Consider the following 22,355-nt stretch of genomic DNA (forward strand, 5'->3'; position numbering starts at 1 on the left):
CGCCGGAGCGGGGGAAGGGCCCCCTGACGAGCGCCGTGACCCGCATGACCGATACTGCAATGCACGCAGAAGGACACAAAGGAGGGCACGGCCTCGTGACCAGGCTTCGGACAGGAGGGGTACGCGCCGCGATCGGCGCCGTGCTCGCACTCGCGCTCACGGGAGCGCTCGCCGGGTGCAGCAGCACGGGCGGAAAGCGGGCGGAGGACGCCCGCAAGGCGGCCGCGGCCCAGGGCCGGGCGGCCGTGGACACCCCCCGCTGGACCTTCGCGATGGTGACCCACTCGGGCGACGGGGACACCTTCTGGGACATCGTCCAGAACGGCGCCGAGCAGGCCGCCGCCAAGGACAGCATCAACTTCCTCTACGCCCACAGCGACGAGTCCCAGCAGCAGGCGCAGCTGATCGACTCGTACGTCGCCAAGGGCGTCGACGGGCTCATCGTCACCCTCGCCAAACCCGACGCCATGAAGGCCGCCGTCGAGAAGGCCGTCAGGGCCGGCATCCCGGTGATCACGGTGAACTCCGGCGCCGAGCAGTCCGAGGCGTTCGGCGCCCTCACCCACATCGGCCAGGACGAGGCCGTCGCCGGCCAGGCCGTCGGCGAGGAGCTGACGAAGCGCGGGAAGAAGAAGGCCCTCTGCGTCCTGCACGAGCAGGGCAACGTCGGCCACGAGCAGCGCTGCGCCGGCACGAAGGAGACCTTCGGCGGCGAACTGGTCAACCTCTACGTCGACGGCACCAACATGCCCGACGTGAAGGCGTCCATCGAGGCCAAGCTCCAGTCCGACAAGGACGTCGACGCCGTCGTCACCCTCGGCGCCCCCTTCGCCGACGCCGCCGTCCAGGCCGCGAAGAGCGCCGGCAGCCAGGCCGAGATCGACACCTTCGACCTCAACGCCAAGGTCGCCGCCGCCCTGGAGGCCGGCACCCTCGGCTTCGCCGTCGACCAGCAGCCCTACCTCCAGGGGTACGAGGCCGTCGACCTGCTCTGGCTCTACCGCTACAACGCCAACGTGCTCGGCGGCGGCAAGCCCGTCCTCACCGGACCGCAGATCGTCACCGAGGACCAGGCCGGGGCGCTGAAGCAGTACGCGGAGCGGGGGACCCGATGAGCGCCACCGCCCCCGCGCCGGCCGCCCCGCCGCCGGACGGCGTCGACCACGTCGACGAACGCCTGCTCCGCACCACTCCGCTGAAGAAGCTGCTCGCCCGCCCCGAGCTGGGCTCGATCGTCGGCGCGATCGCCGTCTTCGCCTTCTTCGCCGTCACGGCCGACAGCTTCCTGCGCCCCTCCAGCCTCGGCACCGTCCTCTACGCGGCCTCCACCCTCGGCATCATGGCCGTGCCGGTCGCGCTGCTGATGATCGGCGGCGAGTTCGACCTCTCGGCCGGCGTCCTGGTGACCAGCTCCGCGCTGGTGTCGTCGATGTTCAGCTACCAGATGACCGCGAACGTCTGGGTCGGCGTCGGCGTCTCGCTGCTCGTCACCCTGGCCATCGGCGCCTTCAACGGCTTCATGCTGACGCGTACGAAACTGCCCAGCTTCATCATCACGCTCGGCACCTTCCTCATGCTGACCGGCCTGAACCTGGGCCTCACCAAGCTGATCACCGGCACCGTCTCCACCAAGTCGATCGCCGACATGGAGGGCTTCCCCTCCGCCCACGACGTCTTCGCCTCCACCCTCACCGTCGGGAGCGTGGAGCTGAAGGTCACCATCCTGTGGTGGCTCGGCCTGGTCGCCGCGGCCACCTGGATCCTGCTCCGCACCCGCTTCGGCAACTGGATCTTCGCCGTCGGCGGCGGCGCCGACGCGGCCCGCGCGGTCGGCGTCCCGGTCCACCGCACCAAGATCGGCCTCTACATGGGGGTCGCCTTCTGCGCCTGGATCGCCGGCCAGCACCTGCTCTTCTCCTTCGACGTCGTCCAGTCCGGCGAAGGCGTCGGCAACGAGCTGATCTACATCATCGCGGCCGTCATCGGCGGCTGCCTGATCACCGGCGGATACGGTTCGGCCATCGGCTCGGCCGTCGGCGCCCTCATCTTCGGCATGACCAGCAAGGGCATCGTCTACGCCGAGTGGAACCCCGACTGGTTCAAGTTCTTCCTGGGCGCGATGCTGCTGCTCGCCACGCTCCTGAACGCCTGGATCCGCAAGCGCGTGGAGGCCACCAAGTGACGACCGACTCCGCTCCGCTGGTCCGGCTCGACGACGTCAGCAAGTACTACGGCAACATCCGCGCCCTCGAAGGGGTCTCCCTGGAGGTCCGGGCCGGGGAGATCACCTGCGTCCTCGGCGACAACGGCGCCGGCAAGTCCACCCTCATCAAGATCGTCGCCGGGCTGCACCGGCACGACGCCGGCACCTTCCGCATCGAGGGCGACGAGGTCACCCTCGCCAACCCGCGCGACGCCCTCGACCGGGGCATCGCCACCGTCTACCAGGACCTCGCCGTCGTCCCCCTGATGCCCGTCTGGCGGAACTTCTTCCTCGGCTCCGAGCCCACGAAGGGCAAGGGCCCCTTCCGGCGGCTCGACGCCGAGCGCATGCGGACCACCACCCGCGAGGCGCTGCTCCGCATGGGCATCGACCTCCGGGACGTCGACCAGCCCATCGGCACCCTCTCCGGCGGCGAACGCCAGTGCGTGGCCATCGCCCGCGCCGTCCACTTCGGCGCCAAGGTCCTCGTCCTCGACGAGCCGACCGCCGCCCTCGGCGTCAAGCAGTCCGGCGTCGTCCTGAAGTACGTGGCCGCCGCCCGCGACGCGGGCCTCGGCGTGGTCCTCATCACCCACAACCCGCACCATGCCTACCTGGTCGGCGACCGGTTCGTGCTGCTCAAGCGCGGGGTGATGGCCGCGAGCCACACCAAGGCGTCCGTGACGCTCGACGAGTTGACCCGCCAGATGGCGGGCGGCAGCGAGCTGGACGACCTCCGCCACGAGCTGGAGCGCCCCTCCGCCCCGTGACGCGGCGGCCCCGCCGTTCCGCTTCATCACGCGGACCCGACGTCCCTCCTGGCAGAATCGAGCCGATGAACACCAACCGTGACCCCGCCGCCCGGGGTGGTGTCCTGCGGACCGTCGGGACCCGCGAGCGGCGCTCCCACCTCTCGGCGCCCCGGGTGCCGACGGTGGGCATCGACATCGGCGGGACCAAGGTGATGGCGGGCGTCGTCGACGCCGACGGCACCATCCTGGAGAAGATCCGCACCGAGACGCCCGACAAGTCCAAGAGCCCCAAGGTCGTCGAGGACACCATCGTCGAGCTGGTCCTGGACCTCTCCGACCGCCACGACGTGCACGCCGTCGGCATCGGCGCGGCCGGCTGGGTCGACGCCGACCGGGCCCGCGTCCTCTTCGCCCCCCACCTCGCCTGGCGCAACGAGCCCCTCCGGGACGCCCTCCAGGACCGGCTCGCCGTCCCCGTCATGGTGGACAACGACGCCAACACCGCCGCCTGGGCCGAGTGGCGCTTCGGAGCCGGACGCGGCGAGGACCACCTCGTCATGATCACCCTCGGCACCGGCATCGGCGGCGCCATCCTGGAGGACGGCCGGGTCAAGCGCGGGAAGTACGGCGTCGCCGGCGAGTTCGGGCACATGCAGGTCGTGCCCGGCGGCCACCGCTGCCCCTGCGGCAACCGCGGCTGCTGGGAGCAGTACAGCTCCGGCAACGCCCTGGTCCGCGAGGCCCGCGAGCTGGCCGCCGCCGACTCCCCGGTGGCGTACAACATCATCGACCGGGTGAAGGGCAACGTCCCCGAGATCACCGGCCCCCTCATCACCGAGCTCGCCCGCGAGGGCGACGCCATGTGCGTCGAGCTGCTCCAGGACATCGGGCAGTGGCTCGGCGTCGGCATCGCCAACCTCGCCGCCGCCCTCGACCCCTCCTGCTTCGTCATCGGCGGCGGCGTCTCCGCCGCCGACGACCTGCTCATCGGCCCGGCCCGGGACGCCTTCCGCCGCCACCTCACCGGCCGCGGCTACCGCCCCGAGGCCCGGATCACCCGCGCCCAGCTCGGCCCCGAGGCCGGCATGGTCGGCGCCGCCGACCTGGCCCGGCTCGTCGCCCGCCGCTTCCGCCGCGCCAACCGCCGCCGGGTGGAGCGGTACGAGCGGTACGAGCGCTACGCGCAGGCGTTCCGCCCCGGCACGCACGGCCGCGCCTCCCGCACCCCGGAGGACCCCGGCTCATGACCGTGCACCGTCCGCCCGCCCGTCCGGCGGAGGAGCGCCCGCCGGAGCAGCGGATGCCGGAGGACCGCGGGCGGATGATCCGCCGCCGCTGGCTGACGGCGGTCATCATCGTCCTCCTCGTCGGCATCCCGGCCGGCTATCTGGTGATCTCCGCCGGGCAGAGCCGGGAGAGCGGCATCGACAAGGAGCGCGAGTCCTCCGCCGCCGGCCTCCAGGACAACTGGCCCTCGCTGATGAAGCGCCGGGTCTTCGAGGTCCCCGTCCCCGCGGGCGCGTCCGGGGTGGCCTACTACGAGACCAGCAACTGGCGGACCAGCCGGCTGTACGTGCAGTTCACCACCACGGCGACGGGCCTCGACACCTTCCTCGCCGAGTCGGGCACCAGCCGCTCCGCGCTCGCCCCGGGCCGCGTCAGCGTCTCGGACCGGGACGCGGACATCGTCGGCTGGACCTTCGACCCCGGCCTGACCTGGGCGGGCACCACCGTCACCCGCGAGGAGCCCCGGCCGGCCACCGACATCACCGTGGACCTGACGGACCCGGCCTTCCCCCGCGTCTTCGCCGTCTCCACCACCAGCCCCTGACGGCTCCCGCCCCGCTCCGGCCGCCGAGGTGCGGCCGGCCCCCGCGCCGGGCACGCTGGACCTCGGCCCTCCTCCCCGGAGAGGCCCGCGCCCCGGACGAAGGCCGATGCGATGGATCCGGTGACGGACTCCCTGGACGAGGTCCACCGACGTCTGAGCGGTCTGCGCGACGGCGCGGTCGCGGACTACATCCCCGAGCTGGCGGGGGCCGACCCGGACGACTTCGGCATCGCGCTCGTCAGCATGGCCGGGCACTCCTACCGGGCCGGGACGACGGACAAGCCGTTCACCCTCCAGTCGGTCTCCAAGCCCTTCGTCTACGCCCTCGCGCTGAGCGACCTCGGCGTGGACGAGGTGCTGCGGCGGGTCGGCGTCGAGCCGAGCGGCGACGCGTTCAACGCCATCAGCCTGGAGTCCGGCACCGGCCGCCCGGCCAACCCGATGATCAACGCCGGCGCGATCGCCACCACCGCGCTCGTCCGCGCCGGCAGCGCCGAGGAGCGCTTCCGCCGCATCCTCGACCGCCTGTCGGCCTTCGCCGGCCGGACCCTCGACGTCGACGAGGCCGTCCACGCCAGCGAGGCCGCGACCGGCGACCGGAACCGGGCCCTCGCCTACCTCATGCGCTCGGCGGGCTCGCTGCGCGCCGACCCGGAGGAGACGGCCGACACCTACTTCCGCCAGTGCGCGGTCCGCGTCACCGCCGCCGACCTCGCGGTGATGGCCGCGACCCTCGCCGACGGCGGCCGCAACCCCGTCACCGGAGTCCAGGTCGTCGCCGAGCCCGACGCGGTCCGCACCCTGGCGGTCATGGCCACCTGCGGCATGTACGACGCCGCCGGACGATGGATGCTCGACGTCGGCCTGCCCGCGAAGAGCGGCGTCTCCGGCGGGCTCATCGCGGCCGGCCCGGCCCGCTTCGGCGTCGCCGTGTACAGCCCGCCGCTGGACGCGTCCGGCAACCCGGTCCGCGGGGTGGCGGCCCTCGGCGTGCTGTCGGAGCGCTTCGGCCTGCACATCATGCACCGGCCGGGGCTGCGCGCCGCGACCGTGACCGGCGCCGAGCGGCTGGCGTACGACGGCCGGGACATCGGACTGGTCACCGCCCAGGGGGTCCTGGAGTTCACCGAGTTCGAGGCGCTCGTGCACGCCGTGCGCGAGGTGACGCCGACCGTCCCCGGCCGGGTGGTCCTGGACCTGACGGCGGTCACCGAGGTGCTGCCCGGCCCGGCGGCCGGCATGGCCGCGGTCCTGGACGACCTCGCCGAGCGCGGCCACCGGGCGGCCGTCGCCGCCCAGGAGCCCTTCGTACGCGCCGACGCGGGGCGCCCCCGCACCTGGGAGGTGTTCCGCACCCGGCAGGAGGCCCTCGCCTGGTGCGCGAGCGGCTGAACCGCCCGCTCCCGCGCGCCGCCGCCGGGACCCCGCGGCGGCGGAATAGGGGGCGCTTGAGCCCGGCGGCGGGCGGGGCCGGGCCGCTCCGTCCGTCCCGCGCGGATCCGGTGCGGCTCCGGTGACCCACAATGGAACCCATGAACAGTTCAGCCCACCCGGACCCCAGCCCCCGCCCCGCCGTCTCCAAGGACGACTTCGCGCAGCCGGCCAGCCACACCCCCGCCCTGCCGGCCGTCGCCTCCTTCGACGAGCTCGGGCTGCCCGCCGAGGTACGCGAACTGCTCACCGCGCAGGGCGTCACCACCCCCTTCCCGATCCAGGCCGCCACCCTGCCGAACGCCCTCGCCGGGCGCGACGTGCTGGGCCGGGGCCGGACCGGGTCCGGCAAGACGCTCGCCTTCGGGCTGCCGCTCCTCGCGCGCACCGCCGGCCTGCGGGCCGAGGCGCGCAAGCCGCGGGCGCTCGTCCTCGTCCCCACCCGCGAGCTGGCCCAGCAGGTCACCGACGCGCTCGCCCCCTACGCGGCGGCGCTGCGCCTGCGGACGGCCACCGTGGTCGGCGGCATGTCGATCGGACGGCAGGCCGCCGCGCTGCGCGAGGGCGCCGAGGTCGTGGTCGCGACCCCCGGCCGCCTCATGGACCTCGTCGAGCGCAAGGACGTCCGCCTCGACCGGGTCGGCATCACCGTCCTCGACGAGGCCGACCAGATGGCCGACATGGGCTTCATGGACCAGGTCACCGGGCTGCTCGACCTGGTCCGCGAGGGAGGCCAGCGGATGCTCTTCTCCGCCACCCTCGACCGGAACGTCGACCTCCTGGTCCAGCGCTACCTCCACGATCCGGTGGTCCACTCCGTCGATCCCTCGGCGGCCGCCGTCACCACCATGGAGCACCACGTCCTCCAGGTGCACGGCGCCGACAAGTTCGCCACCGCCACGGAGATCGCCGCCCGCGACGGGCGCGTGATCATGTTCCTGTCGACCAAGGCGGCCGTCGACCGCTTCACCGCGCACCTGCGCGGCAGCGGCGTACGGGCCGCCGCCCTGCACGGCGACAAGTCGCAGCCGCTGCGGACCCGCACCCTGGAGCGGTTCCGCACCGGCGAGGTGCCCGTCCTCGTGGCCACCAACGTCGCCGCGCGCGGCATCCACGTCGACGACATCGACCTCGTCGTGAACGTCGACCCGCCGGCCGACCACAAGGACTACCTGCACCGCGGCGGGCGCACCGCCCGCGCCGGCGGCTCCGGCACCGTGGTCACGCTGGTCCTGCCCGACCAGCGGCGCGACGTGCTCCGCCTGATGGCGGACGCCGGTCTGCGGCCCCAGGTCACCCAGGTCCGCTCCGGCGAGGCGGAGCTCAGCCGCATCACCGGCGCCCAGGCGCCCTCCGGCGTCCCCGTCGACGGCAGCGCGCCCAGCGCCGAGCGCCCCAAGCGCGGCGGCGCGCAGTTCCGCGGCATCGGCACCGTCCCCGGCAAGCCCGGCCGGGCCAAGAACGAGTCCCGCCGCTCGGCCGAGGACCGCAAGATGGCCGAGGCCCGCAAGGCCGCCCGCGTCCGCCGGGGCCGCTGACACGGAGCCGCCCCGGAGGCGAGGGGGCCGCCGGCAGAGCCCCCGTCCGGGGCGGCGCGGCCCCCGGCCGGCGGCCGGCCCGGGGCGGTCGGGCACGCCGGGACGCCCCCGGCCGCGATCTCCGTCACACCGCGATTTCCGCCCCGGCGCCGCGCGGGACGCGGCGGGATGAGAGGGTCGGGCGAGTGAGTGAGACACCGACGAACACCCTGCAATACCGAGTCGACGGGCCCGACGACGCTCCCGTCCTGGTCCTGGGCCCCTCGTTGGGCACCACCTTCCACATGTGGGACCGCCAGATCCCCGAGCTGACCAGGGACCGGCGCGTCGTCCGTTTCGACCTGCCCGGCCACGGCGGCGCCCCCGCCCAGCCCTTCACCTCCGTCGCGGAGCTCGGCGACCGCCTCCTCGCCACCCTCGACGCGATCGGCGTCCAGCGCTTCGGATACGCCGGCTGTTCCCTCGGCGGAGCCGTCGGCCTCGACCTCGCCCTGCGCGCCCCGCACCGGGTCGCCTCGCTGGCACTGGTCGCCACCGCGCCCCGCTTCGGCACCGCCGACGAGTTCCGCCAGCGCGGGGTCGTGGTCCGCACCAACGGCCTGGAGCCGATGGCCCGCACCGCGCCCGAGCAGTGGTTCACCCCGCACTTCGCCGCCAACCAGCCCGCCATCGTCGACTGGGCCGTCCAGATGGTGCGGACCACCGACGCCGGCTGCTACGTCGCCGCCTGCGAGGCCCTCGCGGTCTTCGACGTCCGGGCCGCCCTCGGCAGCATCGGCGTGCCCGCGCTGGTCCTGGTCGGCTCCGAGGACCGGGTCACCGGCCCCGCGGAGGCCCGTACCCTCGTCGCCGGCATCGCCGACGCCAAGCTGGCCGTCGTGCCGGGCGCCTCCCACCTCGCCCCCGTCGAGCAGCCGGCCGCCGTCACCGACCTGCTCCTGGAGCACTTCTCGGCGACCGGCCACGACACCAGCGGCACCCTCGCCGTACCGCCGCCCGTCCCCGCGGCGCCCCCGGCCCCGCCCGAGTCCGTCCCCGCCCCGGACGCCGCCGGGGACGGCGAGGAGGCCCCGGAGGTCCGCACCGACCCGTACGAGAAGGGGCTCGGGCTCCGCCGCGAGATCCTCGGCGACGCCCATGTCGACCGGGCGCTCGCGGACGAGGACGCCGCCGGACTCCAGGAGCTCCTCACCCGGTACGCCTGGGGCGAGGTCTGGTCCCGGGAGGGGCTCGACCGCCGCACCCGCAGCGTGGTCACCCTGACCGCGCTCGTCGCCGGCGGGCACCGGGAGGCGCTGGCCGACCACACCCGCGCCGCCCTGCGCAACGGACTCTCGCCCGCCGAGATCCGAGAGATCGTGCTGCACACCGCCGTCTACTGCGGATTCCCGGCCGCGGAGGCCGCCCTCGGCACGGTCGGCCGGGTCATCACCGAGGAGACGACGCCCCCGGCGTAGCCGGGTCCGCGCACACCCGAGCCGGGTCCGCACGCCCGGCGTAGGGTGAGGCCGTGAAGCTGACGAAGAAGTCCCACGCCTGCGTACGGCTGGAGAAGGACGGGCGGACGCTCGTCCTGGACCCCGGGATGTTCACGGAGGAGGACGCGGTGCTCGGCGCCGACGCCCTCCTCGTCACCCACGAGCACCCCGACCACTTCGACGAGGGCCGGCTCCGCGCCGCCCTCGACGCCAACCCGGCCGCCGAGATCTGGACCCTGCGGAGCGTCGCCGACCTGCTCGCGCCCGCGTTCCCGGGCCGGGTGCACACCGTCGGGCACGGCGACGCCTTCACGGCCGCCGGTTTCGACGTCGAGGTCCACGGCGAACTGCACGCCGTGATCCACCCGGACATCCCCCGCATCACCAACGTCGGCTTCCTCGTCGACGGCGCGGTCTTCCACCCCGGCGACGCCCTCACCGTCCCCGGCCGCCCGGTGGACACCCTGCTGCTGCCCGTCATGGCCCCGTGGAACAAGATCTCCGAGGTGATCGACTACGTCCGCGAGGTGCGGCCGCGCCGGGCGTACGACATCCACGACGCCCTCCTGACCGACCTGGCCCGGCCGATCTACGACCGGCAGATCGGCGCGCTCGGCGGCACCGACCACCAGCGGCTCGCCTCCGGCGCCTCCGCCGAGCTGTGAGCGGGGTCCCGGCCGCTGTCGGTGCCCGCCAGTAGGCTGGGCGCCATGCGCATCGCCACCTGGAACGTCAATTCGATCACCGCCCGGCTGCCCCGGCTGCTGGCCTGGCTGGAGAGCAGCGGCACCGACGTGCTGTGCATCCAGGAGACCAAGTGCACCGCCGAGCAGTTCCCCACCGAGGAGCTGCGCGCGCTGGGGTACGAGTCGGCGGTCAGCGCCACCGGCAGGTGGAACGGCGTGGCCCTGCTCTCCCGCGTCGGCTTCGAGGACGTCGTCGCCGGTCTGCCCGGCGCGCCCGAGTACGACGGGGTGCGGGAGCCCCGGGCCATCTCCGCCACCTGCGGCCCGGTCCGCGTCTGGTCGGTCTACGTGCCGAACGGCCGCGAGGTCGCCCACGAGCACTACGCGTACAAGCTGCGCTGGCTGGAGGCGCTGAAGGCGGCCGTCGGCGAGGACGCGGCGGGCGGGCGCCCCTTCGCCGTCCTCGGCGACTACAACATCGCCCCGACCGACGCCGACGTCTGGGACATCTCCCTCTTCGAGGGCGCCACCCACGTCACCGAGCCCGAGCGGGCGGCCCTCGCCGGCCTGCGCGAGACCGGCCTCACGGACGTCGTCCCGCGCCCCCTCAAGTACGACCACCCGTACACGTACTGGGACTACCGCCAGCTCGCCTTCCCCAAGAACAAGGGCATGCGCATCGACCTCGTGTACGGCAACAAGACCTTCGCCGAGGCCGTCCAGGACAGTTACGTGGACCGCGAGGAGCGCAAGGGCAAGGGCGCCTCCGACCACGCCCCGGTCGTGGTCGACCTCGACCTCTGACCCCGGCCGCCGGCCACGGTGACCTGCGCGGGCGGTCCATAACGATCTCAGCGTGCCGGGTGGTGGACCGGTGGGTGACGGTGCGACGCTGTTCCGATGAACATCCCGTTTCTCGACCATTGGCGCAAGCGGCGCGAGCCGGACCCGTCCCCGCTGGCCGCGGCCTTCGACCGTGACCCGGAGGGCATGGGGGAGCTGCTCGCCGAGTGCGAGCTGCTCCGCGCCCGGGTCGAGGCGGCGGGCGTGGCGCTCGACGACACTCCGCGCTCGCTCCAGGAGCTGGACCAGCTCCCGCCGCGCTGGCGCGACGACGCCGAGGAACTGCCCTGGTTCGGCAACGACGCGGGGCTGTACCTCGGCACCGTGATCGTGCGGAACGTGCCGGGTGCCCACTGGCAGGTGTGGCCGAACGGCGGTCCGGTCGTCGTCCTGGAGTCCGGCCGTGAGGTCCCCGTCGTCGAGTACGGCGTCGAGTGGGCGATGTCCGGGGCGCCCGAGCTCTCCCAGGTGTACGCGGAGGCCGCCGAGGAGTGACCTTTCGTCACGGCGCGCCCGACACCACCCGATTGCCGTAAATACGGCTAATCCCGGCTTGCTCCCCTTCGGGCGTGTCGGGCGTGAAGTCCCTTTTCCCGGCGGATAGTTTGCGCTGTCTCGACACACCGCATCGGCACACCGCTGAGAAATGGGGCAGGGCAGCGCATGACCGTCGATCCGCTGATCGAACTGCGTGGCGTCAACAAGCACTACGGCACGCTGCACGTCCTCCAGGGAATCGACCTCACCGTCGGCCGCGGTGAGGTCGTCGTCGTCATCGGCCCCTCGGGCTCCGGCAAGTCCACCCTCTGCCGGGCGATGAACCGGCTGGAGACCATCGAGTCCGGCGAGATCCGCGTCGACGGCAGGCCGCTCCCCGAGGAGGGCAAGGACCTCGCCCGGCTCCGCGCCGAAGTCGGCATGGTCTTCCAGTCCTTCAACCTCTTCGCCCACAAGACCGTCCTCGCCAACGTCTCCCTGGCGCAGATCAAGGTCCGCCGGCGGAAGAGGGAGGACGCCGACCGGCGTTCGCGCGAACTCCTCGACCGGGTCGGCCTCGCCGCCCACGCCGAGAAGTACCCGGCCCAGCTCTCCGGCGGCCAGCAGCAGCGCGTCGCCATCGCCCGCGCCCTCGCCATGGACCCCAAGGCGCTCCTCTTCGACGAGCCCACCTCCGCCCTCGACCCCGAGATGATCAACGAGGTCCTGGAGGTGATGCAGCAGCTCGCCAGAGAGGGCATGACCATGGTCGTCGTCACCCACGAGATGGGCTTCGCCCGTTCCGCCGCCAACCGGGTCGTCTTCATGGCCGACGGCCGGATCCTGGAGGACCGCGCCCCCGAGGAGTTCTTCACCGCCCCGCGCAGCGAACGCGCCAAGGACTTCCTCTCCAAGATCCTCTCGCACTGACCGGGGTGGGAACCATGCAGCGCACGCACCGACGCCTGGGCGCCCTCGCCCTGCTGCTCGCCGCCGCGGGCTCCCTGCTGGCCGGCTGCGGCCGCCCCGGCAGCCCGCCCGTCAAGGGTCCGCAGCCCGACCAACTCCCCTCGTACCGGATCGAGTCCGGCTTCCGGCTGCCGGATTCCTCCACCTGGAACCGGGCGAGGAAGCGCGGCCGCCTCGTCGTCGGCGCCAAGGAGGACCAGCCGTACCTCGGCGAGAAGGACCCCGCCACCGGCGCCTATTCGGGCTTCGACATCGAGATCGCCAAGATGATGGCCGCCTCCCTCGGCTTCGACCCGGCGACCGGCGTCGAGTTCCGCACCATCGCCTCCGCCAACCGCGAGACCGCCCTGCAGAACGGGCAGATCGACTACTACGTCGGCACCTACACCATCAACGACAAGCGCAAGGAGCTCGTCGGCTTCGCGGGCCCGTACTACGAGGCCGGCCAGTCGCTCCTCGTCCGCACCGACGAGGACGACATCCACGGCCCGCGGGACCTCGACGGCAAGCGCGTCTGCTCGGCCGCGGGCTCCACCCCCTACCAGCGCATCCAGCAGGACTACCCGAAGGCCGACCTCGTCGCCTACGACACGTACTCGATCTGCGTCGACAACCTCCTCACCTACCAGGTCGACGCCGTCACCACCGACGACACCATCCTCATGGGCTACGCCGCCAAGGTCCCCGACGAACTCAAGCTCGCCGGGAAGCCGTTCTCGAAAGAGCCGTACGGGATCGGCGTGCCGCGCGACGACACCGCGCTGCGCCTCGCCCTCGACGACGCCATCGCCGCGCACGAGAAGAACGGCGACTGGAAGAAGGCGTACGACGCGACCCTCGGCCTCTCCGGAGTCCCCGCCCCGACGCCGCCGCCCATCGACCGCTACCCGGCCAACTGAGGACTCCCACCGCTGACATGGACGTACTGACAGAGAACTTCTCGCTCTACGGCGAGGGTTTCCTCGGCACTCTCGAACTCACCGTCTACGCCTCGGCGCTCGCCCTCGTCCTGGGCTTCGTCATGGCGGCCTTCCGGGTCGCGCCCGTCGGCTCCTTCCGGGTCTTCGGCACGGTCTGGGTGACGGTCCTGCGCAACACCCCGCTCACCCTGCTCTTCTTCGCGGTGATGCTGGGCCTGCCCCGCTTCGGACTGGTGCTGCCCTTCGAGGTCTTCGCCGTCCTCGCCCTCGGCTGCTACACCTCCGCCTTCATCTGCGAGGCGCTCCGCTCCGGCATCAACACCGTCCCCGTCGGGCAGGGCGAGGCCGCCCGCAGCCTCGGCATGAGCTTCACCCAGACCCTGGGGGCGGTCGTCCTGCCGCAGGCGTTCCGCTCGGTGATCCCGCCGATCGGCTCCACCCTGATCGCCCTCGCCAAGAACTCCGCCATCGCCGGCGCCTTCAGCGTCACCGAACTCCTGGGCACCTACAAGACCTTGAGCGAACTCGGCTACAACATCGTCTGGACCTTCGTCTGGATCGCCGTCGGCTACCTGATCATCACCCTCGCCATCAGCGCCGTCTTCAACGTCATGGAGAAGCGCTGGGGGGTGGCCCGATGAGCCGCACGCCGCACGCCAGCGCCCTCTACGACCTCCCCGGACCGCAGGCCCGCCGCCGCCACCTCCTGTACGGCCTGGCGTCCACCGCGGTGATCCTCGGCATCGCCGCCTGGATCCTCTATCTGCTCTTCGACACCGACCAGTTCACCGCGGTGAAGTGGCGCCCCTTCCTCTACGAGGGCATCCAGGAACTGCTCCTCGAAGGGCTCGCCAACACCCTCAAGGCGTTCGCGCTCGCCGCCGTGTTCTCCCTGGCGCTCGGCGGGGTCCTCGCCACCGGGCGGCTCTCCGACCACCGGCCGGTGCGCTGGATCGCCACCCTGCTCGTGGAGTTCTTCCGCGCCATGCCGGTGCTGGTGATGATCTTCTTCATCTTCGTGGCGCTCAAGGTGCAGCCGCTGCCCGCGCTGGTCGCCGGACTCACCCTCTACAACGGCTCGGTGCTCGCCGAGGTCTTCCGCACCGGCGTGCACGCCGTGCCGCGCGGGCAGGGGGAGGCCGCGTACGCCCTGGGCATGCGCAAGACCCAGGTCATGACCTGGGTCCTGGTCCCGCAGGCGGTCCGGGCGATGCTGCCGGCCATCATCAGCCAGCTCGTGGTGGCGCTGAAGGACACCTCGCTGGGCTACCTCATCACCTACGAGGAGTTCCTCCACGCGGGCAAGCTGATCGCCTCCAACCTCGACTACGACCTGCCGTTCATCCCGGTCGTCCTGGTGATCTCACCGATCTACATCGGCATGTGCATGCTGCTCTCCTGGTTCGCGACCTGGGTCGCGCGACGGGAGCGCCGCGACCCCCGCACCAAGGGGGTGGACGTCGCTCCCGCCGCACCGGTGACCACGCTGCCGGGCCGCGAGTGACCCCCGTACGGGCCCCCGCACGGGCCTGAAACCGGCCCGGCAGCAGCCGTGATCACTCCTCCCGCATCGGCACCGACAGGTACGAGGGATCGGACGCGGGGGAGGAGAAGGTCAGCTGCGCGCCGGCCGGGTTGTGCTCGATGTACAGCGGGTCGACGGTGTCGACGACCAGCGCCAGCCGGTGGCCGGCCGGGACGTCGTAGGCCGTGGAGAAGAGCTCCAGGTCCACGGCGAACGGCTTGCCCGGCGCCTTGTCGTGGAAGGTGTACGGGGCGTTGCTCACCAGCTTCCCGACACCGAGCGGGCCCACGTCGTAGAGGTAGGCGACGAAGGTGCCGCTGGACTTCGTCGGCGTGACCGTGGTGTGCAGCACCGGCGTGCCGCGCACCACCGCGCCGGAGTCGTACCGCCCGGACTGCCAGACCGCCGCGAAGGAGCGGGGGAGGAGCGGGACGGAGACGGCCGGCGGGGTCTGCGCCAGCTGGTCGAGGAGGTTGCTGAGGAGCACGATGCCGCCGTTGGCGCCGGAGTCCACGTTGGCCCACACGTGCTCGGAGTCGTTCAGCGCGAGCCGCTCGCGGTGCGCGTTGACGGCCTTCCAGTCGGCGTACCCCTCGTAGCCGCCGTCCGAGCGCGGCTTGAGCTGGACCGGCTGCTCGCGGTCGATGCCGTTGTCGGCGCCCTTGAGGTACCGGTCGAACCAGCGGTGGGCGCTCGTCCAGGTGTCGTTGGGCAGGCCGAGGATGCCGGTGGCCTCGGCGGTGGCGTGGTCGCCGGGGCGGAACTCCAGCCGCTTGGGGCCCTTCAGCTTCTCGTAGAAGCTCGCGTACTGGTTGGGCGGGAAGATGGTGTCGCCCCAGGCGTTGCCGAGCATGACGGCGGTGCCGTTGGCGTTGATCCGGTCCAGGTAGGTGGCGGCCGACCGCTGCCGGCCCCAGGCGATCATCTCGTCCTCCTGGTCCAGGTTCGACGAGAGGAAGTCGCCCAGGATCTTCTCCAGTTCGGGGCCCGGCCGGCCGGTGAGGTAGCCGGCGCCGCCGAGCAGAGCGGCGGCCTGGAGGTGCTGGGTGCGGCCGCTGTAGATGGACTCGATGAGGTCCGCCCAGCCGCTCAGTGCGGCGACGGCCTTGATCCGGGAGTCGTGCGCGGCGGCGAGCAGACTGATGCCGGCGCCGTAACTCACCCCGGCCATACCGATCTTGGCGGGGTCGGCCGGGGTGTGGGCGAGTGTCCAGTCGATCACCCGGGAGGCGTCGGCGACGTCCTTGGGCCCGGCGGTCTCGATCTCGCCGCCGGACTGCCAGAACCCGCGTGAGTTGTAACTCACCACGACATAGCCGGAGTCGGCGAGCTTCTGCGCCTGCGCCAGGTACTCGATCTGCGGCATCGCCCAGCTGGTGGGCAGCACGACCACCGGGTAGCGGACGGAGCCGTCGGCCCCGGCGGGCGTGACGACGTTGGCCTTGAGGACGGTGCCGCCGTCGCCGGCGATGTCCACGAACCGGATCGACGTGCCGCTCTCGGCGGCCTGGACGGCGGGAGCCACGGACAGGGCCGTCCCGGCCACCAGAACGGCCGAGACGGCGAGGGCCAGGGATGTGCGCACGGGCCACTCCTCGATGGGGGGTCACTGATGGGGGGCAGTGAAGTGGCCCGACGGTATCCATGGCGTGCTACCCGTGGTAACTGGTCGGTAAGTTACGTGCGGGTAACGATTGGGGAAGCCGTGCCGGGGCGATCCGGTACGCCCCCCGGGGCCGGGGCCCGGCCCTCCCGCCGGGCCCCGCCGCCTGCGTGTACCGCCTCCCCGCACCGCGTACGCGCCCCCGCTGCCCCGCCGGGCCCTACTGCCCCGCTGCCGCCGGCCCCGTGGCCTCGCCCCTCGTGGAGCGGCGTGACGCCCCCTGCCGCGCGGGCGCTAGTCCCGCTCCAGCGCCGCCAGTTCCTCGCCCAGCACCAGGCCCTCGTCCCGCCGCCCCAGCGCGAACAGCTCCCGCTGGTGCCTGGCGAGCGCCCGGCGCAGCGTCTCGGTCCGCCGCGGGTGGTCCCTCCGCACCAGCCGGGCCACCTCGACCGCCTCCCCGGCCAGCTCTTCGCACCGCTCCGGCGTCGCCCCCATCTGGATCAGCGCGGACCCCAGCCACTCCGTCAGCTTCGGCGCGTACGCGTCCGGGCTCACCCGCGCCAGCACCCGGTACGCCTCCACCCGCTCGGGGACGGACAGCCGCCACGAAGCCAGCAGCAACACCCGTGCCCTCAGCACCTCGTCATGGTTCACGCCCCGCACCTTCCCCGCTTCACCCCTGTGTGTCATGGCGGAGATTCTGGGTGTCCGCAGACAGCCCGGACAAGGCGCGCGAACTGTGCGTTCCGTCCTACGAAAACCGGCTCTGACCTGTCATGATGGACACGTCTTCACCCCTCCTCCAGGCTGGACCCGTGAAGCCGACGAACCTTCCCGACGTCTTCGATCCCCGGGTCCACGCCGCCGGGCCGCCGCACGACGCCTTCCGGGAGCTGCGGGACCGGGCGCCCGTCGCCCGGCAGGACGAGCCCGCGATCCTGGGATGGCCCGCCGGGACGGGCTTCTGGGCCGTGACCCGCCACGCCGACGTCGTGCGGGTGCTCAAGGACGCGGAGACGTACTCCTCCTGGCTCGGCGCCACCCAGATCCGGGACCCCGACCCCGCCGACCTGCCGTTCATCCGGCGCATGATGCTCAATCAGGACCCGCCGGAACACGGCAGGCTGAGGCGGCTCGCCAGCCGCGCCTTCACCCCGGGCCGGATCGCGCGGTTCGAGGAGACCGCCCGCACGCGGGCCCGGAGACTGCTCGCGGAGGCCCGGGAGGCGGGCGGCGAGGTCGACCTCGTCCGGGCCGTCACCGACGACTACGCGCTGCTCAACCTCACCGACCTGCTCGGCGTGCCGGCGGGCGACCGGGGGCTCCTGCACGCCTGGACCGAGCGGGTCATCGCCTACCAGGACCCGGACGAACCGCCCGTGCTCGACACCGCCGGGAGGCCGGTCGACCCCCGGTCACCGGCGATGCTCGCCGAGATGTTCGCGTACGCGCAGGAGCTGGCCGCGCACAAGCGGAAGCACCCGGCCGACGACCTCATCACCGCCCTCGCGACCACCGAACTCGCCGCCGCCGAACTGGAGATGTTCTTCTTCCTGCTCACCGTCGCCGGCAACGACACCGTCCGGTCGGCCGCGCCCGGCGGGGTGCTCGCCCTGGCCGGCGACCCCGGCGAGCAGGGCAGGCTCTGGCGGGGCGAGGTCGGCATGGACACGGCCGTGGACGAACTCCTGCGCGTCCACCCGCCGGTGCTCTCCTTCCGCCGCACCGCCGTCCGGGACATCCGGCTCGCCGGTGTGCGGATCGCCGAGGGCGACAAGGTCGTCGTCTTCCATGTCTCCGCCAACCACGACGAACGCGCCTTCCCCGACCCGCACCGCCTCGACCTCGCCCGCCGTCCGAACCCGCACGTCTCCTTCGGCGACGGGCCCCACGTCTGCCTGGGTGCCCACTTCGCCCGGCTGCAGCTACGCGTTTTCTACGAGGAGTTGCGGGACGCCTGTGGCGGGGTCGAGACCGCCGGGCCGCCCCGGAGACTCGTCTCCAACTTCATCAACGGAATCAAGTCGCTGCCGGTACGGCTGCGGGAGCCCTGAGGGCCGCCCGCGTCACGTCGGCCACCAGCTCGACCACGTCGGGGCCGTACGCCTGGGAGTTGACCACCTTCAGGAGCAGGACGAAGGACCCGCCCCGGTGGGTCCGGGCGAGCCGCTCGTGATGGCGGGCCAGATAGCGGGTCGCCGCCTGGTTGGTGATGGCCCGCTGCCCGCAGAAGAGGAAGACCGGCCGGCCGCCGTCGCCCGCGGTGATCCGCGCGAGCACCACGTACTCGACGGTGCCCGGGTCCATCCGGTACCGCTCGCCGCCGACCTCGATCGCGCCCCGCTCCTCGACCGGGTCCGTGTCCGTGTTCATGCTCAGCCCGGGCAGCAGCGAGCCGAGGTGGGCGGCCATCCGCCGGTTCGACCCCGGACCGCCGACGCAGAACTCCGTCCGGTCGCCGAAGCCCAGATGGGTCCGGTCGTGCTGGACGATCTGCGCCTGCGCCCCGCAGTCCTTCACGAGCGCGGCGAGTTCGAGCAGCGCGAACACGTCGAAGCGGTGCACCGCCCCGTCCCCGCCCGCCTCCCGGTTCACCACGAGCAGGCACTCGGCGTGGCCGGGCAGGCCGAAGAACGCCTGCTTGCGGCGGAGCCGCCGACGCCACACGTACGTCCGGGTGAGCCATCCCAGGGACGCGCTGAGGCCGGTCGCCAGCACGCCGAGCACGATGTTCCGCAGGTCCTCGTCCATAGGGGCGCATGCTAGCGGCGGTCGGGTGACCGTTCGAGAGGGGCGGAGCGCGGTCCTGCCTCCGAGGAGTCCGGGAAGTTACGCTGCGTGGACGATCATTGACGGGAGGTCAGGGATGCGTCGTTCCGGCTGGCGGTACGGGGTGATCGCGGCGGCGGCCGCGACGGTGCTCTCGGTGGGAGCCGCGGCCCCACCGCCGACCGCCCCCGCGCCGCCCGTCCCGCCGCCGACCGCCCCGCCCGGCTCCCCGGACCGGCCCGTCCCCCCGGCTCCGCCCGGCCCCCCGGTCCCGCGCGCGAAGGTGCCCGTGGCCGTCGGCCACGGCGGCGCCGTCGCCAGCGTCGACGCCGACGCGAGCGACGCCGGCATCGAGGTGCTGCGCCGGGGCGGCAACGCCGTCGACGCGGCCGTCGCCGTCGCCGCCGCCCTCGGAGTCACCGAGCCCTACTCGGCCGGCATCGGCGGAGGCGGCTACCTCGTCCACTACGACGCCAGGACCCGTACGGTCCACACCGTCGACGGCCGTGAGACGGCCCCCGCGTCGGCCGACGCCGCCCTCCTCACCGAGAACGGCGCGCCGCTCCCCTTCGACGAGGCGATGACCAGCGGCCGCGCCGTCGGAACCCCCGGCACCCCCGCCACCTGGGCCACCGCCCTCGACGCCTGGGGCAGCAAGCCGCTCCGCGAACTGCTCGCCCCCGCCCAGCGCCTGGCCCGCGACGGCTTCACCGCCGACGCCACCTACCGGGCCCAGACCGCCGCCAACGAGGCCCGGTTCCGCGACTTCCCGGCCTCCGCCGCCCTCTTCCTGCCCGGCGGCCGGCTCCCCGAGGTCGGCTCGGTCGTGCGCAACCCCGACCTGGCCCGCACCTACGCCACCCTCGCCGAGGAGGGCGTCGGGGCGCTCTACCGGGGCCCGCTCGCCCGCGACATCGTCCGCACCGTCCGCACGCCGCCGGTCCGCGCGGGCGCGGACCGCGTCGTCCGGGCCGGCGATCTGACGGAGCGGGACCTCGCCGCGTACCGGACGGTCCGGCGCGCGCCCACCGAGACCTCCTACCGGGGGCTGCGGGTGCTCGGCATGGCACCGTCGTCCTCCGGCGGCACGACCGTCGGCGAGGCCCTCAACATCCTGGAGTCCACGGACCTCGCGGCCGCCCCGGAGCCGCGGTACCTCCACCGCCTGATCGAGGCGAGCCGGATCGCCTTCGCCGACCGGGGCCGCTGGGTCGGCGACCCCGCCTTCGAGCGGGTGCCCGTCCGGGGCCTGCTCTCCCAGCGGTACGCGGACTCCCGGGCCTGTCTGATCCGCGACGACGCCGTCCTCGTCAGCCCGCTCGCGCCCGGCGACCCCCGGAACCCGGTGCCGTGCGCCGTCGGCGGGACCGCGGCGCCGACCACGTACGAGGGCGAGAACACCACCCACCTGACGGTGGCCGACCGGTGGGGGAACGTCGTCGCCTACACGCTCACCATCGAGTCCACGGGCGGCAGCGGCATCACCGTCCCCGGCCGCGGCTTCCTGCTCAACAACGAGCTGACCGATTTCTCCTTCGTCCCGGCGAACCCGGCCGTCCACGACCCCAATTTGCCGGGACCCGGCAAGCGCCCCCGCTCCTCCATCTCCCCGACGATCGTGCTCGACGGCCACGACCGGCCGGTCGTGGCCCTCGGCTCACCGGGCGGCGCCACCATCGTCACCACCGTCCTCCAGACCCTCACCGGCTTCCTCGACCGGCGGCTGCCGCTCGTCGACGCCATTGCCGCGCCCCGCGCCAGCCAGCGCAACCAGGCCGCGACCGACCTCGAACCCGCCCTCTGGAACAGCCCGGCGCGGTCCGCGCTCGAAGCCCTCGGGCACACCTTCCGGCAGAACCCGGAGATCGGCGCCGCCACCGGCGTCCAGCGCCTGCCCGACGGGCGCTGGCTCGCGGCCGCGGAGACCGTCCGCCGGGGCGGCGGCTCCGCGATGGTCGTCCGGCCGGACCGGTGACGGCGCGTCGTCAGGTTCCGTCCGGCGCCAGGGCGACCCCCATCCGGCGCGCGAGCGCCGCCACCCCCCGGACCGCCGGCCCGTCGCAGATCTGTTCCGCGGTGACGCGGTTGCTCCGGTGGTCGTCGTGCACCTCGTACAGGAGCGCGTAGACGAGCTTCTCCTCGCGCGCGGTGGGCCGCGCGGGCAGCGGCGTGTCCCGCCACAGCTCCGCGACGGCGGACGGCGACACCGGCGCGCGCCGTCCGCCGCCCGCGGGGCCGGGCGCCTCCGCCAGGCGGATCGCGCCCAGGGCGACCGAAGCCTCCGACAGCTCGCGCCGGAACGCGAGCCGGCCGGCGGCCTCCGGCGCCACCGCCCGGGCGGCCGCCGCGACCCGCGCGACCGTGGGCCCGTCCGTCCAGACCAGGGCCGGCACGTCCCCGGCGGCCGCGGCGACGGCGGTCCCGAGCCGCTCGCCCACGGCGGCGGCCAGGGCGTCGAGCGGCTCCGCTCCGGGGGCGCGGTCGCCGGCCGTGCCGCGGGGGCGGTTCTCGGCGGTGCCCACGGCTACAGGACCGTCAGGACGCGCGGGCCGGCGGCGGTGACCGCGACCGTGTGCTCGGCGTGGGCGGCGCGGGAGCCGTCGAGGGTGCGGATCGTCCAGCCGTCCCGCGCGGTGTAGTGCTCGTCGCCGCCGCCCCCGATCAGCATCGGCTCGATCGCCAGGACCATGCCGGGCCGCAGCCGCATCCCGCGCCCGGGCCGCCCCTCGTTGGGCACGCCCGGGTCCTCGTGCATGGCGCGGCCGATGCCGTGGCCGCCGAAACCGTCGGGGATGCCGTACCCCGCCTTCCGGCACACCGTGCCGATGGCGTGGGCGATGTCCCCGACGCGGTTGCCGGCCACGGCCGCGGCGATGCCGGCCGCCAGCGCCTCCTCGGCCGCCCCGATCAGCCGGGTGTCCTCGGGGCGGGCGCGGCCGACGGTGAAGCTCACCGCCGCGTCGCCCGCCCAGCCGCGCAGCAGGGCGCCGCAGTCCAGCGAGACGAGGTCGCCGTCGGCGAGCCGGGTCCCGTCCGGGACGCCGTGCACGATCGCGTCGTTGACGGACACGCAGACGACGGCGGGGAAGGGGGTCGGCGCCCAGTCCGGGCGGTAGCCGAGGAAGGGCGAGCCCGCGCCGGCCTCCGCCAGCACCTCGCGGGCCGCCCGGTCCAGCGCGGTGACCGGCACCCCGGGGGCGGCCTGCGCCCGCGCCGCCGCCAGGGCGCGGGCCACCACGCGGCCCGCCTCGCGCATCTCGTTCACGTTCTCTTCGGTCTTGATCTCCACCATTCCCATTACTATACCGGTATAGAAATGGTGTCGGGCCG

The 22,355-nt window shown here is 73.5% G+C and carries 22 protein-coding genes; 17 read left to right on the plus strand and 5 right to left on the minus strand.

The window, feature by feature from the left end:
• The first annotated feature begins 95 nt into the window (after positions 1-95).
• From ACFVU3_RS22390 to ACFVU3_RS22460, 15 genes are all read left to right on the plus strand, one after another.
• Positions 96-1,115 (plus strand): sugar ABC transporter substrate-binding protein, encoded by a 1,020-nt coding sequence (locus tag ACFVU3_RS22390; protein WP_390068642.1) that lies wholly within the window; start codon positions 96-98, stop codon positions 1,113-1,115.
• Complete coding sequence (locus tag ACFVU3_RS22395) at positions 1,112-2,182, plus strand: ABC transporter permease (RefSeq protein ID WP_390068644.1); 1,071 nt, start codon at positions 1,112-1,114, stop codon at positions 2,180-2,182. The genes ACFVU3_RS22390 and ACFVU3_RS22395 overlap by 4 nt, the downstream gene beginning before the upstream one ends.
• Positions 2,179-2,973: an ATP-binding cassette domain-containing protein gene (locus ACFVU3_RS22400; protein WP_390068645.1), complete on the plus strand. Its 795-nt coding sequence runs from the start codon at positions 2,179-2,181 to the stop codon at positions 2,971-2,973. The genes ACFVU3_RS22395 and ACFVU3_RS22400 overlap by 4 nt, the downstream gene beginning before the upstream one ends.
• A gap of 65 nt (positions 2,974-3,038) precedes the next feature.
• Complete coding sequence (locus ACFVU3_RS22405; RefSeq protein ID WP_390068647.1) at positions 3,039-4,202, plus strand: ROK family glucokinase; 1,164 nt, start codon at positions 3,039-3,041, stop codon at positions 4,200-4,202.
• Positions 4,199-4,786 (plus strand): hypothetical protein, encoded by a 588-nt coding sequence (locus ACFVU3_RS22410; protein WP_390068649.1) that lies wholly within the window; start codon positions 4,199-4,201, stop codon positions 4,784-4,786. The genes ACFVU3_RS22405 and ACFVU3_RS22410 overlap by 4 nt, the downstream gene beginning before the upstream one ends.
• 111 nt (positions 4,787-4,897) lie before the next feature.
• On the plus strand, positions 4,898-6,178 hold the full coding sequence (gene glsA / locus ACFVU3_RS22415) for a glutaminase A (RefSeq protein ID WP_390068651.1): 1,281 nt from the start codon (positions 4,898-4,900) through the stop codon (positions 6,176-6,178).
• 140 nt (positions 6,179-6,318) lie between these two features.
• Positions 6,319-7,755, plus strand: a complete 1,437-nt coding sequence (locus ACFVU3_RS22420) for a DEAD/DEAH box helicase (protein ID WP_390068653.1) — start codon at positions 6,319-6,321, stop codon at positions 7,753-7,755.
• A 185-nt stretch (positions 7,756-7,940) separates the two neighbouring features.
• On the plus strand, positions 7,941-9,212 hold the full coding sequence (locus tag ACFVU3_RS22425; RefSeq protein ID WP_390068655.1) for an alpha/beta fold hydrolase: 1,272 nt from the start codon (positions 7,941-7,943) through the stop codon (positions 9,210-9,212).
• 53 nt (positions 9,213-9,265) lie between these two features.
• Positions 9,266-9,898: an MBL fold metallo-hydrolase gene (locus ACFVU3_RS22430; protein WP_390068657.1), complete on the plus strand. Its 633-nt coding sequence runs from the start codon at positions 9,266-9,268 to the stop codon at positions 9,896-9,898.
• 45 nt (positions 9,899-9,943) lie between these two features.
• Complete coding sequence (locus ACFVU3_RS22435; RefSeq protein ID WP_390068658.1) at positions 9,944-10,723, plus strand: exodeoxyribonuclease III; 780 nt, start codon at positions 9,944-9,946, stop codon at positions 10,721-10,723.
• A gap of 96 nt (positions 10,724-10,819) precedes the next feature.
• Positions 10,820-11,257: a DUF6278 family protein gene (locus ACFVU3_RS22440; RefSeq protein ID WP_390068660.1), complete on the plus strand. Its 438-nt coding sequence runs from the start codon at positions 10,820-10,822 to the stop codon at positions 11,255-11,257.
• A 168-nt stretch (positions 11,258-11,425) separates the two neighbouring features.
• Positions 11,426-12,169, plus strand: coding sequence for an amino acid ABC transporter ATP-binding protein (locus ACFVU3_RS22445; protein WP_390068662.1), 744 nt, complete (start codon positions 11,426-11,428; stop codon positions 12,167-12,169).
• A gap of 14 nt (positions 12,170-12,183) precedes the next feature.
• Entirely contained in the window at positions 12,184-13,107 is a 924-nt protein-coding gene (locus ACFVU3_RS22450; RefSeq protein WP_390068664.1) for a glutamate ABC transporter substrate-binding protein, read from the plus strand.
• A gap of 17 nt (positions 13,108-13,124) precedes the next feature.
• On the plus strand, positions 13,125-13,769 hold the full coding sequence (locus ACFVU3_RS22455) for an amino acid ABC transporter permease (protein ID WP_390068666.1): 645 nt from the start codon (positions 13,125-13,127) through the stop codon (positions 13,767-13,769).
• Entirely contained in the window at positions 13,766-14,632 is an 867-nt protein-coding gene (locus ACFVU3_RS22460; RefSeq protein WP_390068667.1) for an amino acid ABC transporter permease, read from the plus strand. The genes ACFVU3_RS22455 and ACFVU3_RS22460 overlap by 4 nt, the downstream gene beginning before the upstream one ends.
• Before the next feature lie 52 nt (positions 14,633-14,684).
• Here the strand turns inward: ACFVU3_RS22460 and ACFVU3_RS22465 are convergent, their stop codons facing one another.
• Both ACFVU3_RS22465 and ACFVU3_RS22470 read right to left on the minus strand, forming a co-directional pair.
• Positions 14,685-16,238 (minus strand): alpha/beta fold hydrolase, encoded by a 1,554-nt coding sequence (locus tag ACFVU3_RS22465; RefSeq protein WP_390068669.1) that lies wholly within the window; start codon positions 16,236-16,238, stop codon positions 14,685-14,687.
• Positions 16,239-16,550: 312 nt separating this feature from the next.
• Complete coding sequence (locus ACFVU3_RS22470; protein WP_390068670.1) at positions 16,551-16,910, minus strand: hypothetical protein; 360 nt, start codon at positions 16,908-16,910, stop codon at positions 16,551-16,553.
• A 161-nt stretch (positions 16,911-17,071) separates the two neighbouring features.
• On the opposite strand from ACFVU3_RS22470, the gene ACFVU3_RS22475 reads away from it, so the two are divergent.
• Complete coding sequence (locus tag ACFVU3_RS22475) at positions 17,072-18,310, plus strand: cytochrome P450 (protein ID WP_390068672.1); 1,239 nt, start codon at positions 17,072-17,074, stop codon at positions 18,308-18,310.
• Here the strand turns inward: ACFVU3_RS22475 and ACFVU3_RS22480 are convergent.
• Positions 18,276-19,007: a hypothetical protein gene (locus tag ACFVU3_RS22480; RefSeq protein ID WP_390068674.1), complete on the minus strand. Its 732-nt coding sequence runs from the start codon at positions 19,005-19,007 to the stop codon at positions 18,276-18,278. The two genes, ACFVU3_RS22475 and ACFVU3_RS22480, sit on opposite strands and share 35 nt — an antisense overlap.
• 115 nt (positions 19,008-19,122) lie before the next feature.
• Between ACFVU3_RS22480 and ggt the strand changes: the two genes are divergently transcribed.
• Complete coding sequence (ggt, locus tag ACFVU3_RS22485) at positions 19,123-21,000, plus strand: gamma-glutamyltransferase (RefSeq protein ID WP_390068675.1); 1,878 nt, start codon at positions 19,123-19,125, stop codon at positions 20,998-21,000.
• Positions 21,001-21,010: 10 nt separating this feature from the next.
• On the opposite strand, the gene ACFVU3_RS22490 is transcribed toward ggt, so the two are convergent.
• The gene (locus ACFVU3_RS22490; protein WP_390068676.1) at positions 21,011-21,547 is read right to left on the minus strand and encodes a hypothetical protein; all 537 of its coding nucleotides are present in this window, start codon (positions 21,545-21,547) and stop codon (positions 21,011-21,013) included.
• Positions 21,548-21,549: 2 nt separating this feature from the next.
• Positions 21,550-22,317: a type I methionyl aminopeptidase gene (map, locus tag ACFVU3_RS22495; protein ID WP_390068678.1), complete on the minus strand. Its 768-nt coding sequence runs from the start codon at positions 22,315-22,317 to the stop codon at positions 21,550-21,552.
• Positions 22,318-22,355: the final 38 nt, after the last annotated feature.

This window comes from Streptomyces sp. NPDC058052, from assembly GCF_042885515.1.
Taxonomy (GTDB): domain Bacteria; phylum Actinomycetota; class Actinomycetes; order Streptomycetales; family Streptomycetaceae; genus Streptomyces.

Bases quoted from the DNA above. Each gene is read 5' to 3' on its own strand.
- ACFVU3_RS22480 (WP_390068674.1), bottom strand. From the start codon at position 19,007: ATGGACGAGGACCTGCGGAACATCGTGCTCGGCGTGCTGGCGACCGGC.
- ACFVU3_RS22420 (WP_390068653.1), top strand. From the start codon at position 6,319: ATGAACAGTTCAGCCCACCCGGACCCCAGCCCCCGCCCCGCCGTCTCC.
- map (WP_390068678.1), bottom strand. From the start codon at position 22,317: ATGGTGGAGATCAAGACCGAAGAGAACGTGAACGAGATGCGCGAGGCG.
- ACFVU3_RS22445 (WP_390068662.1), top strand. From the start codon at position 11,426: ATGACCGTCGATCCGCTGATCGAACTGCGTGGCGTCAACAAGCACTAC.
- ACFVU3_RS22440 (WP_390068660.1), top strand. From the start codon at position 10,820: ATGAACATCCCGTTTCTCGACCATTGGCGCAAGCGGCGCGAGCCGGAC.
- ACFVU3_RS22460 (WP_390068667.1), top strand. From the start codon at position 13,766: ATGAGCCGCACGCCGCACGCCAGCGCCCTCTACGACCTCCCCGGACCG.
- ACFVU3_RS22405 (WP_390068647.1), top strand. From the start codon at position 3,039: ATGAACACCAACCGTGACCCCGCCGCCCGGGGTGGTGTCCTGCGGACC.
- ACFVU3_RS22410 (WP_390068649.1), top strand. From the start codon at position 4,199: ATGACCGTGCACCGTCCGCCCGCCCGTCCGGCGGAGGAGCGCCCGCCG.
- glsA (WP_390068651.1), top strand. From the start codon at position 4,898: ATGGATCCGGTGACGGACTCCCTGGACGAGGTCCACCGACGTCTGAGC.
- ACFVU3_RS22395 (WP_390068644.1), top strand. From the start codon at position 1,112: ATGAGCGCCACCGCCCCCGCGCCGGCCGCCCCGCCGCCGGACGGCGTC.
- ACFVU3_RS22455 (WP_390068666.1), top strand. From the start codon at position 13,125: ATGGACGTACTGACAGAGAACTTCTCGCTCTACGGCGAGGGTTTCCTC.
- ggt (WP_390068675.1), top strand. From the start codon at position 19,123: ATGCGTCGTTCCGGCTGGCGGTACGGGGTGATCGCGGCGGCGGCCGCG.
- ACFVU3_RS22450 (WP_390068664.1), top strand. From the start codon at position 12,184: ATGCAGCGCACGCACCGACGCCTGGGCGCCCTCGCCCTGCTGCTCGCC.
- ACFVU3_RS22435 (WP_390068658.1), top strand. From the start codon at position 9,944: ATGCGCATCGCCACCTGGAACGTCAATTCGATCACCGCCCGGCTGCCC.